Source organism: Nocardioides pyridinolyticus, from assembly GCF_054653575.1.
Window position 1 is genome coordinate 1 of sequence record NZ_BAAIFY010000044.1, and the last position, 15,216, is coordinate 15,216.

The 15,216-nt window shown below is 66.9% G+C and carries 15 protein-coding genes and 1 riboswitch; of the genes, 6 read left to right on the plus strand and 9 right to left on the minus strand.

Going from position 1 to position 15,216, the window contains the following annotated elements; all coding sequences use genetic code 11:
* On the plus strand, positions 1-611 hold a 611-nt coding region (locus ACYQ0U_RS21835; RefSeq protein ID WP_459975999.1), incomplete at its 5' end, for a hypothetical protein.
* Between the two features lie 518 nt (positions 612-1,129).
* On the opposite strand, the gene ACYQ0U_RS21840 is transcribed toward ACYQ0U_RS21835, so the two are convergent.
* From ACYQ0U_RS21840 to ACYQ0U_RS21850, 3 genes are all read right to left on the minus strand, one after another.
* Entirely contained in the window at positions 1,130-2,545 is a 1,416-nt protein-coding gene (locus ACYQ0U_RS21840) for a sulfatase-like hydrolase/transferase (protein WP_459976000.1), read from the minus strand.
* 93 nt (positions 2,546-2,638) lie between these two features.
* On the minus strand, positions 2,639-3,805 hold the full coding sequence (locus ACYQ0U_RS21845) for an FG-GAP repeat domain-containing protein (RefSeq protein ID WP_459976001.1): 1,167 nt from the start codon (positions 3,803-3,805) through the stop codon (positions 2,639-2,641).
* A 494-nt stretch (positions 3,806-4,299) separates the two neighbouring features.
* Complete coding sequence (locus ACYQ0U_RS21850; RefSeq protein WP_459976002.1) at positions 4,300-4,431, minus strand: hypothetical protein; 132 nt, start codon at positions 4,429-4,431, stop codon at positions 4,300-4,302.
* A 71-nt stretch (positions 4,432-4,502) separates the two neighbouring features.
* Positions 4,503-4,569, plus strand: a riboswitch (guanidine-III (ykkC-III) riboswitch).
* Between the two features lie 11 nt (positions 4,570-4,580).
* Between ACYQ0U_RS21850 and ACYQ0U_RS21855 the strand changes: the two genes are divergently transcribed.
* Positions 4,581-4,895, plus strand: a complete 315-nt coding sequence (locus ACYQ0U_RS21855) for a DMT family transporter (RefSeq protein WP_459976003.1) — start codon at positions 4,581-4,583, stop codon at positions 4,893-4,895.
* A 214-nt stretch (positions 4,896-5,109) separates the two neighbouring features.
* On the opposite strand, the gene ACYQ0U_RS21860 is transcribed toward ACYQ0U_RS21855, so the two are convergent.
* The 4 genes from ACYQ0U_RS21860 to ACYQ0U_RS21875 all read right to left on the minus strand — a co-directional run bounded on the left by ACYQ0U_RS21860 (position 5,110) and on the right by ACYQ0U_RS21875 (position 9,856).
* Positions 5,110-6,750, minus strand: coding sequence for an amidohydrolase (locus tag ACYQ0U_RS21860; RefSeq protein ID WP_459976004.1), 1,641 nt, complete (start codon positions 6,748-6,750; stop codon positions 5,110-5,112).
* Positions 6,751-6,753: 3 nt separating this feature from the next.
* Entirely contained in the window at positions 6,754-7,047 is a 294-nt protein-coding gene (locus ACYQ0U_RS21865) for an EthD family reductase (protein WP_459976005.1), read from the minus strand.
* 77 nt (positions 7,048-7,124) lie between these two features.
* Positions 7,125-8,756, minus strand: a complete 1,632-nt coding sequence (locus ACYQ0U_RS21870; RefSeq protein WP_459976006.1) for a purine-cytosine permease family protein — start codon at positions 8,754-8,756, stop codon at positions 7,125-7,127.
* Between the two features lie 62 nt (positions 8,757-8,818).
* A complete protein-coding gene (locus tag ACYQ0U_RS21875; RefSeq protein WP_459976007.1) occupies positions 8,819-9,856 on the minus strand; it encodes an LLM class flavin-dependent oxidoreductase in 1,038 nt (345 codons plus the stop codon).
* A gap of 141 nt (positions 9,857-9,997) precedes the next feature.
* On the opposite strand from ACYQ0U_RS21875, the gene ACYQ0U_RS21880 reads away from it, so the two are divergent.
* The gene (locus ACYQ0U_RS21880) at positions 9,998-11,041 is read left to right on the plus strand and encodes an Lrp/AsnC family transcriptional regulator (protein WP_459976012.1); all 1,044 of its coding nucleotides are present in this window, start codon (positions 9,998-10,000) and stop codon (positions 11,039-11,041) included.
* Here the strand turns inward: ACYQ0U_RS21880 and ACYQ0U_RS21885 are convergent.
* Positions 11,014-12,501: an aldehyde dehydrogenase family protein gene (locus tag ACYQ0U_RS21885; RefSeq protein ID WP_459976008.1), complete on the minus strand. Its 1,488-nt coding sequence runs from the start codon at positions 12,499-12,501 to the stop codon at positions 11,014-11,016. The genes ACYQ0U_RS21880 and ACYQ0U_RS21885 overlap by 28 nt on opposite strands.
* Before the next feature lie 306 nt (positions 12,502-12,807).
* Here ACYQ0U_RS21885 and ACYQ0U_RS21890 point away from each other — a divergent pair, with 306 nt between their 5' ends.
* Together ACYQ0U_RS21890 and ACYQ0U_RS21895 are read left to right on the plus strand one after the other, a co-directional pair.
* Entirely contained in the window at positions 12,808-13,263 is a 456-nt protein-coding gene (locus ACYQ0U_RS21890) for an ester cyclase (protein WP_459976009.1), read from the plus strand.
* Positions 13,263-13,784, plus strand: a complete 522-nt coding sequence (locus tag ACYQ0U_RS21895) for a flavin reductase family protein (RefSeq protein ID WP_459976010.1) — start codon at positions 13,263-13,265, stop codon at positions 13,782-13,784. Before ACYQ0U_RS21890 ends, ACYQ0U_RS21895 begins: the two co-directional genes overlap by 1 nt.
* A gap of 193 nt (positions 13,785-13,977) precedes the next feature.
* Here the strand turns inward: ACYQ0U_RS21895 and ACYQ0U_RS21900 are convergent, their stop codons facing one another.
* The gene (locus ACYQ0U_RS21900; protein WP_459976011.1) at positions 13,978-14,922 is read right to left on the minus strand and encodes a PLP-dependent cysteine synthase family protein; all 945 of its coding nucleotides are present in this window, start codon (positions 14,920-14,922) and stop codon (positions 13,978-13,980) included.
* A 122-nt stretch (positions 14,923-15,044) separates the two neighbouring features.
* Between ACYQ0U_RS21900 and ACYQ0U_RS21905 the strand changes: the two genes are divergently transcribed.
* On the plus strand, positions 15,045-15,216 hold a 172-nt coding region (locus ACYQ0U_RS21905), incomplete at its 3' end, for a transposase (protein ID WP_459976013.1).

Genomic DNA, 15,216 nt, shown 5'->3' on the forward strand with positions numbered 1-15,216 from the left:
GAGGGTCCGAGAACAAGGAGACTGAGATGACCGCGGTCCAGCACCACACCCACGCCCCCGTCCTGGTTGAACAGGACCTCGTCACCCATGGACTCGCCCGCCGCGCACTCGCCGTCCTGCGCATCGGCTTCGGGCTCACCTTCCTGTGGGCATTCTTCGACAAGCTGCTGGCCCTGGGCTTCGCCACCGGCAAGAGCGCCGAGACCGGCAACGTCGACTACTTCGGGCCCGACGCGTGGGTCAACGGGGGAAGCCCCACCTTCGGCTTCCTGTCGTTCGGCGTACCCGAGGACAACCCGTTCCACGGAACGTTCACCAGCATCGCCGGTGACGGCTGGACCAACTGGCTGTTCATGGCCGGTCTCCTCGGGATCGGACTCGCGCTCACCCTCGGCATCGGCATGAGGGTCGCGGCCATCAGCGGCGCCGTGCTCTACCTGCTGATGTGGCTGGCCTCGCTGCCTCTCGAGAACAACCCCGTCATCGACGACCACATCCTCGGTGCGATCACCGTCGTGGTCCTCGCCGCCACCCTGGCCGGCGATACCTGGGGCCTGGGCCGGGCCTGGGCCAAGACCCATCTGGTGCGCCGTCTGCCGATCCTGCGGTAGTCCGCTTCTAGCAATGTCCTCCGACTGGACCAGTCGGAGGACGTTGCCATGTTGCTGGCGGACCCGACGACACCTGACCGTCTCAGGTCGGTGAGCCGACGCACGTGGGGCGAACGTGTTCGGCCCGCCCTGAGACGGGCCGAGCAACCGCTCGACTCCGGATCCGCCGGCGGCTGCGCGTCTCACTGCTCGTTGCATGCGCTGCAGGGCCCAGCAGAGGGCAACTCCTGCTACAACACAAGAACCGGTGTTGACTCGAGTCGCGAACTCCGCCACACTCCGCAGCCCTCGATTTGCGCTCTTCGCCGCGTTAAGCGGCAAGTCCGTGACAGAGCACGGCACGTTCTAGCCCGGACGACTGCCCGGATCCGGGTGCCGGCGCCCGATCGTCACATCGTCATGGCGCCGTCGACTCCCCCAGGCCGGCTCCGTGATCGCGCCGGTTGGGGCGACGAAGTGAACGGGGTAGCCATCCGGTGGCGGTGGTCCGACGGCCCTGCGGCGTGCGCACGTTGCGTCTATTGCACGCAGGCGGTGCCGGAGCAGGTGGCGAAGGCGTTGAGCCGGTTCGTCATGGTGGTGATGGTGGTCGCGGGTGGATCGTTGGCGGTGGAGGTGTCGCCCAGCAGGTTGATGTTCTCGGCTGGGTCGGTCGTGAGGTTGTAGTACTCGCGGGAGATCACGGCGCCTTGCGCGTTGTAGGTCTGCACGTACTTGGCCGACGCGGTCCGCACCATCCGCCAGGAGGGGATGTTGGGGTTGGCGGCGTCGACGTAGTACTCGCTGTACATCATGGTGCGGCGGCTCGCCTGCAGCAGGGACTCCCCATCGAGCCGGGGTGCCGAGGCCGGCAGGGTGAAGCCGGCAGCCTGGAGCATGGTGGGAAGCAGGTCCAAGTAGGAGACGGTGCGGGTCGTGTCGGTTCCCGCAGCGATGTGGCCCGGCCACCGCACCAGAAGGGGCACCCGAATCGAGGGCTCGTAGGGCACGAACTTCTCCCACCGTCCGTGCTCGCCCCACATGTAGCCGTTGTCGGAGGACAGAATGACCAGGGTGTTGTCCAGGACCCCCTTGGTCTTGAGCAGCTGCATGGTCTTGTCGAACTCGTCGTCGGCGCTCATGATCGCGCGCATCTGGCTCTGGCACATGGCCTGGCCTTGCGCCGTTGTGTGGTTCATCGTGCGAACGTAGGCGGGCTTGTCCGACCGGTCGGCCTCAGGGACCCCGGAGCAGGTGCCGACCGCCGCTGAGGCGTACGGCGTGTCCGGAACGGCCAATCGGGACACGCTGTTGTCGGGGTTGGTGATCGCCACCCAGTGCGGGGCCTGCGGGGTTTCGTAGAGCAGGAACGGCGGCAGGGCGGGACCCGGCGTCGCGAGCGCGGCATTGATGTATTCCCGACCCCGGTCGCCCAGATAGGTGGTCGAGTAGCCGGTCGACGTTCGAGCGGCCCCTTCGACCCGGACAGCTACGTCGCGGTACCCGCCCCACATGATCGTCGAGCGGTCGAAGCAGGGTGGCAGGGAGGTCTTGGGCCAGGTGGTGAGGAACTTCCCTGCGATCGAGGTCGTGTACCCCGCCGCGCGGAGGTAGCAGGCCATCGAGTGCGGCCCGTCGAACAACGGGCCGTCCGCCTGGTCCAATACGCCGTTGTTGTGGGGGTACCGACCGGTCATGAGCGACGCTCGGGACGGGCAGCACGACGGGTCGGCGACGAACATCCGGGTGTAGCGGCGGCCGTCGGCCATCCAGGCGCGGGTCTTGGGCATGAACCGCAGAGGATCGATCGCACCGGGGAACGCGTCTCGGAGGTCGTCGAGGTTGTAGAAGAAGATGTTCGGTGCACCGGCAGCGGCTCTGGTGTCGCTGGAGTTCGGAGCGGTGGCGGCAGTGTGCCGGGCGCTGCGCGGGCCGCTCACGGCGAGCGGTGCCATCGAGGCCATAGCAACGACAGGGCGACCACGCCGATCGCGAGAGCTCCGAGTGCGGCGGACCGGGAGTGGCGTGCACAATTCATGGCGGTCACCTCACTGGAAGCGGAGCTCGATGCGTTGCGTGGGTCCGGAGGTCTCGACACCGTTCAGGACGAGGAACTCAGCACGTCGGTCCTGGTTGCCGTCCAGGGCCGCCACCGCGTCCCCCACCCCCGCCGCGCGCGGCACGGGGATGGGGATGAAGGTCAAGGCGTCGTTGCGCAGGAGCACGTCGTCGGGGTTCGTCGCAGCGGGCACGTTCGAGATGAGGCCGTAGACGTCGAGGTCGCCGTCGCCCTCGGCGTCACCCAGGGCGACCGCACGGCTACCGCCACTGCTGGCGACGGTGAAGACCCGTACCGGGGCACCGAGCGTGCCAGCGCTGTTGAGTCGGTACTCGTACCGGCCCCACACCGCGGTGACCAGGTCCTGGTCGCCGTCGCGGTCGAGGTCGCCGAAGTCGGCGTCGAGGTGGGTCCCGGTCAGGCCGTTGGCCGCGCTCACATCGGTGAACCCGGTCCCTCGGTTGTTGCGGTAGAGCTTGGTGGCGGTGTCGCCACAGACCAGGAGGTCGTCCCATCCGTCGCGGTTGACGTCGGCCACCTCGGCACAGCGGGTGCCGCCGTACCCGCTGATCCCCCCACCCTTGGCCTCGCGGAGCCCGGTCCCGGCTTGGTTCACGAACAGCTTGCTCTGCTCGCTGGGCAGTCCGTTCGCGGAGTTGTCACAGGGGTCGCCGGTCACCGCCCGCGGTGAGGCGTTGCCTACGAACAGGTCCGGATAGACATCGCCGTTGGCGTTCAGGAAGGCCACGTAGTGACTGCGACCGCAGACGTCGCCGACACCCCACGCCGTGCCCACCTCACGGAACACGCCCACCGAGGTCTGGAGCCACAGCTCGTTGTCCTTGCCGGTCTTGACCAGGTTCTGCCCGCCTCGCCCGGCCGAGCAGTAGGCATCCACCAGCCCGTTGCGGTCGACGTCGGCCCAGGTGCAGTAGTGCCGATCCGGCACCATGCCGTCCGCGTTCACCCGGGGCCACGCGGCCGACGCCACCCGGGTGTAGGTCCCGGAACCGTCGTTGCGGAACAGGCGACCACCCTGGTCGTGGTAGCCGATCCACACGTCCTGGTCGCCGTCTCCGTCATAGTCGACCGGTGTCGCTTCCCAGGTCTCCAGCGAGGAGGCCAGGCCGGAAGCCGCAACGGTGTCCGTGGCCACCCACGCCGCCGCGGTTGCCGGCGACAGTGGGAACCCCGACAGCAACGCGCAAGCGGCGGTGCACGCCACCAATCGCCGTCGCCGGTTGGCGGTGCGGCGCGGTGGCGGGTGGGCCGTCCGGTACCTGACGGCCAAGGGGTTCGATCGGTGTCGAGACCACATAGGGTGCTTTCCCAAGGAGTGGATCTTCCGGTGGCGACTACCGTCTTCAGCGTTCACAGGACCGCGGTCGTGGTGCGCAACGCCGTGCATGTCCTCGGTCGATCGCCGAGGATGTAGGTGAAGTCCTGGACGGTCAGCTGCAGCGTCTGCGCGGCATCGGCGCCTCCGAGATCCTGGGCTTGCCGTGCCTCCCATGAGAACGTACGTAGGCGCGACGCGTCCATCATCAAAGTAGATGGTTCGCGCACGCCCGGGCGCCATCGACGAGTCCGGTCGATGCCTCAGAATTGACCTGTGACTATGACTTGCTCCCGACGCACGCCCCTGCGCCCCTAGTGTCCGTTCAGGACGGTCACCTGCACACGCTGGCGTTCGTCGCCGGCGCCCGTGGTGACCAGATCCGTTGCCTCGGGGTGACCGAGTTCCGCCAGCCCAGCAGCGTCGAGGACGCCGACGCGCTGCACGGCCTCGACGCCATCTCCATCGTCGAGGCCGTGTTCTCAGGTACGCCCACGAGCAGGCCTGACCTAGGCTGGACTCGTCAGTCCGAGAGTGACTGCCGGACGAGGGAGCCGTACCCGGAACGCGACAAGACGGCCATGAGGAGTCAGTCATGGCATGGGTAGTCCTGGTTGTCGCGGGAGCTCTGGAAGCCGTGTGGGCTGTGGCCCTCGGCAGGTCGGAAGGATTCACCCGGCTCGCCCCGACGGCGCTGTTCCTCGCGGCCATGACCGCGAGCATGGCGGGGCTGGCCTACGCGATGCGGACCTTGCCCGTCGGCACCTCGTACGCGATCTGGGTCGGCATCGGCGCAGCGCTCACCGTCGCGTTCAGCATGGCGATAGGGGAAGAGACGGTCAGTATCACCAAGATTGCTCTCCTGGTCGGACTCGTCGGGTGCGTCGTCGGCCTGAAGATCGCGCACTAGGGAGGCTCCGGTGGCGTCCGACCGCCTCGACTTCACCCAGTCGTCGTCGCTGACCTCTCCCCCGCAGACACCGACGAGACCCTCGAGCAGCTGACCCAGGCCTTCATCGACTCGCACCAGGCTCCTGGGGCCTCGAGGCTGTGGGTGCGTCGGTGTCGTGCCGTTCCTGGAGGACGCCGGCAGCCCAGACGTTGACGAGCGCTCACCACGAGCTTCAGGTGCGCTCGAGGACGAGGTCGCCTCCGAGGAAGACGTAGTCCACAGCGATCTCCCCCAGGTCGTCGGGGTCGGTCGTGAGTGGATTGCGGTCGATCGCGATCAGGTCCGCGAACTTGCCCGGCTCCAAGGTGCCGCGGCTGGCCTCCTCGCCCAACGCGTATGCGCCGCCGAGGGTGTGCATCCGCAGCGCCTCGATCACCGTCGTGGCCTGATCCGGGTTCAGTCGCTCCCCGTGGAACGTCCTGCGGCCGACACAGCTCGCGATGGAGACGAACGGGTTGGTCTGGCCGACCTCCGACCCCACCCACACGTCCGAGCTGCCCGACACGGGCCAGCCGTCGTCGATCATGCGTCGCAGGGGGAACTGCAGGTCGCGTGCGTACTCGCCGACGTAGTCGGGCAGGAACTCGGCGAAGTTCTGGATGAAGACCGGTTGCGGCACAGGGACGATGCTGGCCCGTCGCCACGCGTCGTCGAGCCGCTCGTAATCGGGAACGAAGTTGCCGGCGTGTTCGATGCGGATGCGCGGCTCGCCCTCGACCGCCGCCTTGGCGAGTGCGTCACAGACGTGCAGCTGCGCGTGGTCGCCGTTCGCGTGAATGGCGAGCTGCAGACCTACCTCATGCGTGCGACGAGCCATCTCGACGAGCTCGTCGGTCGAGACGGCGATCTCACCGCAGTTGTGCCCGTCACCGGTCACGTAGGGACGGGACAGGGCTGCGCGCGCTGCGGAGTACCCGCCGTCCGCGAACGCCTTGACGCCTTGGATCTTGAGCCGGTCCGGCGGCGACTTCAGAGCAGCCCACGAGCCGTGGTCGCAGGCCTCGTCGATGCTCACCGTCCCGGGTGTCCACAGGTAGATGTGCATGCGGGCGTGGAGGCGGCCGGCCGCGATCGCGTCGTCGTAGACGCGGAGACCACGGTCGATGCTCTCGGAGATCTCCCCGATGGTGGTGACACCTCGGCTGGTGAACAGCTCGCGGATCCCGGACTCGAGAGCGGCTCGCGCCTCCGAAGGGCTCGGTTGCGGCAGGGGAAGCAGCTTGTCCATCTCGGTGATGACGCCGGTGGGCCGGCCGGCATCGTCGCGCTCGACCGACGGCTTGCCGGTCACGCTGTACTCGACGGATTGGTAGTTCTCGTCGACTCCGGCGAGTTCGAGTGCTCGGCTGTTCAAGATGCTGAGGTGTCCGCCGGCACGGACGATGATGGCCACCTCGGTGCTGACGCTGTCGAGCTCTTCACGGGTCGGGAAGCGCCGGTCGGCCAGCTTCTGGTCGAAGAAGAGGTTGGCCTGCGCCACCAGCCAGCCCTCTCGCGCCTCATCGAGGTGCTCACGGAGCGTGACGAGCAACGACGCGATGTCAGGGCACCGGGGGACGCGCACGTCGATCATCTGGTAGCTCGCCATGGACGCGACCTCGGCGTGAGCGTGAGGATCGACGAAGCCCGGCATGATGGTGCGCGGCCCCATGTCGATCACGTGGTCGCACTGGTCAGCAACCCGCGCGACCACGTCGCCACGGACCACTCGTGCGATGCGTGCGTCGCGCACGACGACCCCGCCGGGGCCGTCGATCTCGTCGTCGCCCAGCGTCAGCAGGTGCTGGGAGTGAATCAGGGTTGACGTCGACACGGCTCAGGCGTCTCGGGAGACGTTGAGCACGGTCACGCCTGCGCCGGCGAAGTTGGCGAGGTCCTCCACAGACCGTTGGCCCGCCTCCGAGGCGAGCGAGTCGGCGGCCCGTTGGGCCGAGTCGTAGGTGAGACGAGCGACCACGTAGAAGGCGGCGTCTTCCTCGCTCGGCTTTCCCCAGGCGAACTCTCGAAGGTCGGGCAAGGCATCGACGAGCGGAGCGTGGACGCCGCGGTAGTGCGCGTCGAACTCCTCGGGGGACTCGGGGTGGTTGTAGAGCACGATGACGTCATGCACGGGCTTGCCTTTCAGGTAAGCGAGAGAATGGACGGAGAGTCGGCGGCGCCATGACGTGACCGTGGCGTCGCCTCAGGTCAGTCATCCGCTCCGATGGTGACGGGCGATTGCCCCTCGTTCGGGTCGGTTGCCGCGGACGTGATGGTGGTGGAGCCGAGTGCGGGATCCTCTGCGTCATGAGCACCTCGGCCGTATCCGCCCAAGCCCCGCGGGGCCAGGAAGAGGGCCACGCCGACGACGTAGACGATGCCGGCGACGATCGCGGCCGGGAACGACGCAGTCACGTATTGGAACGGGGCCCGGTATACGTAGGTCACCGGGTCGAGGAGGTAGATGTAGGTGGCAATGCCGGCTGCGAAGCTGACGAACCCGACCGGGTTGAAGCCTCCGAGGTAGTAGTACCTCCCGGCCTTGTTCGGCAGGTAGAGGGACCGAACGTCGTACCGCTGCCCTCGGAGGAAGAACCAGTCTGCGATCTGGATTCCGCAGATCGGCGCGAAGGCGACGCCGAGGAAGGCCAGGAACACGGAGAAGAACGAGTCGGCGGAGCGTGCGAAGAGCGCAACGATGATCATGGCGGGGATGGAGACGATGAAGATGGTGGTCTTCCATCCGAGCTTCTCGGCCTTGGGCAACTGCCTCACCGCGAGGCTGGCCGCGTAGATGCCCATCATCGCGGTGCCGATGTTCGCGACCAGGAGGAACACCATCAGCGTCACGCCGATGACGACGCCGCCCTGGTCGACGAGGAAGTGGGTGGGGTCGCCGAACGAGTCGGGCACCGCGACACCGGTGTAGAGGCCGGTCAGTGAGCCGAGGCCAACGCCGAGCCCGAACCCGATGACGACGGGCCACAGCGATGACCGAGCGCTGGGGCTCGTCCGGACGATCGTGCCGATATAGGCCCACCAGGAGAGGTTGGAGGCGATCAGGACCTCGATGGCGCTCGCCCAGTTCCCGGACGTTTCACTGTAGGGGGCCACGGCGGCGGCCGACAGGACTCCGTCGATGCCGGTTCGCTGCACGAGGAGGACGAGGATGACGAGGCTCATCACGGCCACCATGATCGCCACGATGGGCCCCCTGCTGCGGACGTACTCGGGCCCCTTCCGGATCAGGTCGAGCACCAGGAAGATCGCGAGCACCCCGACGATGGCGACGCACAGGTTGTAGTGCGAGCGGTCCATCAGCCCATAGGAGATGAGCAGTTCCGCGATGGCTCGTCCCTTGAAGATGAACAGGATGGTGCTCCAGCCCATCGCCGAGCAGTAGACCAGGATCAGCGACACGTACGAGCCGCGGGTGCCGAGTTGCGCACGGCTGGCCACGACGGAGTCGATGCCGTACTTCGAGCACATGGGCACGGTCGCGAGGGTGACGATCAGGATGCCCAGCAGCGCGCCGGCCAGGATGGCCCAGGTCCCGGGAGCGGCGCTCAGGTAGTAGGCGACAAAGCCGCCGATGGTGAAGCACCAGGTGGCCATGGCGGCCGAGAATGCGGCCAAAAAGATCGCCACCTTGCCGAAGCCGCGTTCGGTGCGGAGCAGCGGCCAGCCGTTCGACTCGGCGAGGTCGGTGTTGAAGCTCATCGCGTCACCCCGACAACGATCATGATCGCCGGGATGAGGATCGTGGCGAAGGCAAACCAGGCGTAGTCGGCCTTCGTCAGCGGGACACCTTGGGCTTCCGCGTCGAGGATGGCCTGGCACCTGCTTTCCAGGTCGAGTGGGAGGTTGTGGGACATGATGGGACTCTCCGGGGGTGAGGGCTGCTACCTGGCAGCCGACGGGTTGACGAAGGGGATGACCTCGTGGCCGATGAGCTCCAGGGAGCGCTTGATGTTGTCGTGTCCGAGTCCGTCGATGCGTAGAAGTACCTCGTCGACGCCCATCGCCTCGAGGCGCTTGATGCGGTCGATGAAGTCCTGCGGGGTCCCGATCATCACCGACGGCGTGTACTCACACAGCCAGTCGAGGTCGTCCTGGTGCTCGATGAGCTTCTCGAGCGTGTCCAGGTAGGTGTACCCGGGCTTCTTCGACAGCGGAACGTAGAGGTCGAGGATGAACTTGAAGTAGGCCATGGCGACGTCGTGCGCGACACGTCGTGCCTCGTCCCGGTCCTCGGCACAGTAGGCAGTCGCGACGTACACGCCGCGGTAGTCGTTGGGTGCGGCGACCTTCGAGAGGTCTGCTGAGTCGAACGCTGTGCGGTAGGCGTCGAGACAGTCCTGGAGGTAGTCGAAGCCGAAGTAGTTGTCGAACGTGATCGACCCGATGCCGCGTGCGCCGGCGTTCCCGTGACTCTCGACGCTCGACGCCGCGACAGAGACGGCCGGGTGCGGCTTGGTATATGGCTTGGGCACGACCTCGACCGGCGGGATCTTCCACACCGGGCCGTCGTGCTCGAGCTTCTCGTCGACCATGGCCTTCATGAGGACGTCCATCCCGTCCTCCCACTGGTGTCGCGTCTCGGAGGGGTCAACGCCGAAGGCGTTCAGCGTGGTCAGGTTGTTCGACCGGGCGGTGCAGACCTCGGCCCGCCCCCGAGAGACGATGTCCAGGGTGGCGAGTCGCTCGGCCACCAGGATCGGGTGATTCCACTTGAGCATCACCGACGCCATGGTGCGCAGCTTGATGCTGTTGGTGCGCATCGCAATGGCGGAGTACAGGACTTCGGGGGCCGCGACCGAGAAGCTCGGCGGCGTGAAGTGCTGCTCGGAGGTTCCCCAGGTCGAGAAGCCGAGCTGGTCAGCCAGCGCCACCTCCTCGATGAGCTGGTGGTACCGGTCGGCGACGGTCGTTCCGGTCAAGTCACCCTCTTGGAGCAGACCTACGCGCATGGTTCGTGCCTTTCGTTGTCGAGATGTTCCTGGGCAGTGCCAGGTCAGGTGCTGTTCGGGAAGCGCTGTAGCCAGCGGAGACTGTCAGTGCGATCACGTACGCTCCCGGTCATGACGCAGCGCGCCGGCTCGCGGGACCAAGACGACCTCGACAGTTCTGGCGTGCTGCTCGGAGCGAGTGACGCGACGGAGATCGACGATCTGGACATGACGCTGATCGACGAGCTGCAGCGAGACGGACGGGTGCCGTTCGCGGAGGTGGCGCGTCGGGTCGGCGTGACCGAGAAGACGGTTCGTCGTCGGGTGTCGCGCCTGGTCGAGCAGCGGTTCATCACCATCGCCGCGGTGACCGACCCTGCGACTCTCGGGTTCGGGTGCATGGCGCTCGCCCTCATCACGACCGACGGGTCGCGTCCGCCCACCGAGCTGGCTGCCGAACTCGCCAAGCTGCCAGAGGTCGACTACGTCACGGTGACGACGGGGCCGTTCTCGGTTCAGGTGGAACTGATGAGCACGACCCCGGCCGCTCTCCACACGGTCGTGTCCGAGAGCATCCGGCCGGTCGACGGGGTGGCATCCATCGAGGTGCTCCCGTACCTGCGGTTGCATTACCAGCAGGCGCGCCTGTCCCATGTCCAGGACCCCACAGCCGGCGTGCGACCGCGACCGCTGGATGACACGGACCGAGCGATCATCTCTTACCTGGCCAAGGACGGTCGTGCTCCGCTTCGTGACCTCGCACCCGCGCTGCAGGTCTCCGAGGCGAAGATCCGGTTCCGTTACAACAAGCTGGTGGAGTCGGGGGCAGTCCGGGTCATGTGCATCGTGAACCCGCTGCGGCTGGGCCACCACTTCACAAGCTGGGTGGCCATCCGGGTGGGCGAGCACGGCCGTGCCCAAGATGTCGCCGAAGCGCTCACACACCTCTCGTCCGTTTCTTACGTGGCCATCACCTCGGGCCGCTGCGACGTTCTCGCGGAGGTTGTCGCCGACTCGGGCGAGGGCCTGCTCGCCATCCTCGACGGCGAGATCCGCACTCTGGACGGAGTCGTCGGCGTCGAGTCGTGGCTCTACGTCGCCCTGCACTACAAGGCGATCAGGCCACGGCCGGTCGAGGACGACGGCAGTCACGCGAGCGACATCCAGATCGTCTGAGTGTCGGTGTACTTCGACAGGCCCTCGTAGCCGCAGTCCTTGCCGATGCCGGAGTTCTTGAAGCCGCCGAAGGGCGCGGCCGCGTGGTAGTCGGCGTAGGTGTTGACCCAGACCAGCCCGGACTGCAGCTGCTGGGCGACCGCGTGTGCCTTACGCACGTCGTTGGTCCACACACCGGCGGTCAGACCGAACTGCGACCGGTCCAGCCGAGTCAGCAGCTCCTCGGTCGAGTCGAAAACCTGCACGTTGAGCACGGGACCGAAGATCTCGTCGGTGATCACCTGGTCGGTGTCGGCCGACCCGACGATCGCGGTGGGCTCGAGGAAGTAGCCCGGACCGTCGACGCGTGAACCGCCGAATGCGACGGCTGAGCCCGACACGGAGTTGAGGTAGGACTCGACCTTGTCGCGGTGCTGGGAGGATGCGAGCGGGCCCATGGTGGTGTCCCGATCGAGTCCGGCGCCAAGAACGAGGGTCTTGGCGTAGGTCTGGATGATCTCCATGACCTCATCGAGGGCCCCGCGCTCCACCATGAGACGCGACCCGCTGAAGCAGACCTGGCCCGAGTAGAAGTAGGCCGTCACCGCGGCGGCCGTGGCGGCCTTGGCCAGGTCCGCGTCCGCGAAGATGATGTTGGGGTTCTTGCCGCCGAGCTCAAGGGAGATGTGCTTGAGGCTCTGGCCGGCGGCAGCCCCCAGCACCCGTCCGGTGCGCTCGGACCCGGTGAACGAGATCTTGGCGACGTCGCGGTGAGAGACAAGCGCGTGACCGGTCTTCTGCCCGGTGCCGGTCACGACATTGACGGTCCCGTCCGGGAGGCCGGCTTCGGAGGCGAGCTCGGCAAGGCGAAGCGAGGAGAGCGACGTGAGCTCTGACGGCTTGAGGACCACGGCGTTCCCGGCCGCGAGTGCCGGCGCCATCTTGATCGCGGCCTGGCAAAGGGGGAAGTTCCACGGCGTGATCGCCGCTACCACGCCCAGCGGCACCCGACGCGTGTAGACGTGCGATTGCGGGGTGTCGACCGGGATCACGTCTCCGGTGAGCTTGGTCGGCCATCCGGCGTAGTACCTGAACTGCTCCACCGCGAGCGGCAGGTCGACCGCTTCGACATACGAGACCGGCTTGCCGCCCTCGAGGGCGTCGTAGGCGGCAAGCTCGGCGGCGTGCGCCTCGATGAGGTCGGCGAACCGATGCAGCGCTACTTCCCGGCGTCCGGCCGTCATGTGACCCCACTCCCCGCGGAAGGCGTTCCCGGCGGCTGCGACGGCGGCGTCGACGTCCTCCTGCCCAGACTCTGACACTTGGGTGATCACTTGGCCCGTCGAGGGGTCGAGCGTGTCGATCAGGTCGCCCTGAGGGGCACGCGAGTTCCCCCCGATGAATGCGCCGCGCGGAGCCGTTACGAAGTCGCGGACGGTCTCGAGGATCTGCAGATTCACGCCATCGGCGGTCGTCGTCATCGTGGGTCTCCTTGGGACTGCAGCTGACGTGACGTCGGTCACTAGATTGTCGCGGTGGACTGTATGCGCAACTAGTTGGGTATGCAAGACCCTAATTCGCAACTTGTCTTCACATTGAGACTGGATAGCGTAGACTGGACCTTCGCACCACAAGTTTGGAACTGGTTCCACGTCTTCGACATCGCAGGCGCCCCGGTCGGACGACCTCGGCCAGCAGCGGCGCAGCGCACACCATTGCCACCTTCTACTTCCGGCTCCGACGCTCAACGAAGCGGCTCTCAACCCACGATTCGAGTAGGAAAGCCCATGATCATGACCGCCCCCGAAGAAGGAGCGAGCGCGTCGTACCGCTCCGCTGCCGCGAAGTTGGTGCACTACGCGCTCGTCGATGTCTGGAACAGCGGAGAAGTCGACACCCTCGACTCCGTCCTCGCGCCGAACTACGTGCGGCACGGCCGTTCTGACGACACGGACGCGAAGCACATCAAGCAGACGATCCGCGAGGCCCGCAGGGCCTTCCCTGACCTGCGTACCGTCGCCGAGCACCAGCTCGTCGACGGCGACATGGTGGCGACGCACTGGCGCTGCACCGGGACCCACGAGGGACCGTTCTACGACCTACCTGTGACCCACAAGAAGGTCGACATCGAAGGCATGACGTTCTCGCGCGTGCTCGACGGTGAAATCGTCGAGGAGTGGGAGTCCTGGTCCAAGTCGGACCTGTTCTCCAGCCTCGGCGTCGCGAACCTCTGGGAGGCGTGATGGCCGAGACCCTGGACATCCACCAGCTGACCGAGCCGACCCTCGAGGACATCAAGGGGTTCCACCGGAAGTTCGTCACCGGCGTGACCATCGTGACCACGAAGGACGGGGACCAGCCGTGCGGCCTCGCGCTCAACGCCTTCAGCAGCGTCACGGTCGACCCGGCCATGATCCTGGTGTGCGTCGCGAAGTCTTCCACCACGCACGACGTGCTGTTCTCCGCGAGCTACTTCGCCGTCAACCTCCTCAGCCGCGACCAGCTCGACGTCGCGCAGCGGTTCGCAACCAAGTCCGCGGACAAGTTCGCTGGCCTCGATTGGTACGACGGCCCCAGTGGCAGCCCCATCATCTCGGACAGCTGCGGGTATCTCGAGGCGGAGATCAGCATGCGGGTGCGCACCTCGACGCACACGGTCTTCTTCGGACGAGTCGTGAGCGCACAGAGCGCCGAGGTCGACCCCCTGATCTACCTCGGCTCAGGCTTCTTTGACGGCTCGCACCTGGAGCCGCTGACCCGCTGAGCTCCGAGCCCACGCAGATGTCTGCAAGCGACGCATCGACCTGGGACCGAGTCGACTGACCACTCGACGGCGCTCAGGGGTCTGCTGCACGAACGGGTGAAGATGTCACCTATTCGTGCAGCAGACCCGCTCGATCGCCATCAACGTGCTCGGGTGACGTCGAGACGCTGCGAGCTTTATACAAGCGTGTCGATCAGGCGTAGGGCGCCGTACTGAGATAGCGAAGACCCGAATCGACGGCGAGGGTCACGACGTGGGCACCGGGGGGCAGTGTCTCGGCGACGCGCAGCGCAGCGATGACATTGGCCCCGGTCGACGTTCCGGCGAAGATTCCCTCCTCGGCCGCGAGCCAGCGGGCCATCTGCTGGGCGTCGTCGCTGCGAACCTGCTCGATCGAGTCCACCAGTTCCGGCTGCCACAGTGGCGGGAGGAAACCGATGCCGATCCCTTCGATGCGGTGCGCGCCGGTGGGAGCGCCCGACAGCACGGCGGATTCAGCGGGCTCCACCGCCACCACCCGGACCGGCGTCGCGGTCTCGCCGAACCCGCGCGGCGCGCCATGGATTGAGTGGGCGGTGCCCACGGAGTGCACAAACGCGTCGACGCGGCCGCTGGTCTGTCTCCAAATTTCTTCGCCGAGGGGAAGGTAGCCGCGCACGCCATCGTGGTTGTTCAGTTGGTCTGACCACCAGTGCCCGGGGCGTTCGCTGATCTCCGCGGCGGTGGCAATCATCCGCCTGATGAGTTCCTCGGTGATGCGGCCGCCGTCGCTGGGTTCGTCGGTGATCTCCGCGCCGAGCGCGAGCATGGTCTTGCGCTTCTCCGTACTGAACGCATCAGAGAACACCGCGTGCAGTCGGAACCCCAGCGCTGCGCAGGCCAGGGCGAGGGAAATACCTGTAGTCCCGGCGGTGTACTCGACGACGGTGCCGCCAGGTTTCAGCCGACCGTCCGCCACGGCCGCCCGGATCACCTCGACCGCCATCCGGTCCTTCATCGACCCGGTCGGGTTGGCTGGCTCCCACTTCACGAAGACGCGCGCCCCCGAGTTCGGCACTAGACGTCGGAGCTCCACCATCGGCGTCCCGCCGACAGCAGCCAACACACCCGCGGCCCGCTCGTCCGGGAACATTGCCATGGCACCAGTCAACACCCTCGGCGGCCGGCTCAGCCACCTCCGCCATTGCAACGGGGCCTGACCCCGGTTCTTGGACACGCTGAATCCAGCATCTGCTGGGGAAGCGAGATGATCCAGGAACCATGGCCAGGAAGGACTACTCCGAGGAGTTCCGTCGTCAGGCCGTCGACTTGTACGAGTCCACCCCGGGCGCCACGGTCTGCGGCATCGCCGAGGACCTCGGCATCGTGCGCGGCACCCTGCGGCACTGGCTCGAGGTCTACGGGACCGGCAGGAAGACCGCCGCTGACGGGG

Excerpts from the sequence above, each read along its gene's own strand:
- ACYQ0U_RS21880 (WP_459976012.1), top strand. The coding sequence starts at position 9,998 with ATGACGCAGCGCGCCGGCTCGCGGGACCAAGACGACCTCGACAGTTCT.
- ACYQ0U_RS21895 (WP_459976010.1), top strand. The coding sequence starts at position 13,263 with ATGGCCGAGACCCTGGACATCCACCAGCTGACCGAGCCGACCCTCGAG.
- ACYQ0U_RS21890 (WP_459976009.1), top strand. The coding sequence starts at position 12,808 with ATGATCATGACCGCCCCCGAAGAAGGAGCGAGCGCGTCGTACCGCTCC.
- ACYQ0U_RS21840 (WP_459976000.1), bottom strand. The coding sequence starts at position 2,545 with ATGGCACCGCTCGCCGTGAGCGGCCCGCGCAGCGCCCGGCACACTGCC.
- ACYQ0U_RS21900 (WP_459976011.1), bottom strand. The coding sequence starts at position 14,922 with ATGGCAATGTTCCCGGACGAGCGGGCCGCGGGTGTGTTGGCTGCTGTC.
- ACYQ0U_RS21885 (WP_459976008.1), bottom strand. The coding sequence starts at position 12,501 with ATGACGACGACCGCCGATGGCGTGAATCTGCAGATCCTCGAGACCGTC.
- ACYQ0U_RS21855 (WP_459976003.1), top strand. The coding sequence starts at position 4,581 with ATGGCATGGGTAGTCCTGGTTGTCGCGGGAGCTCTGGAAGCCGTGTGG.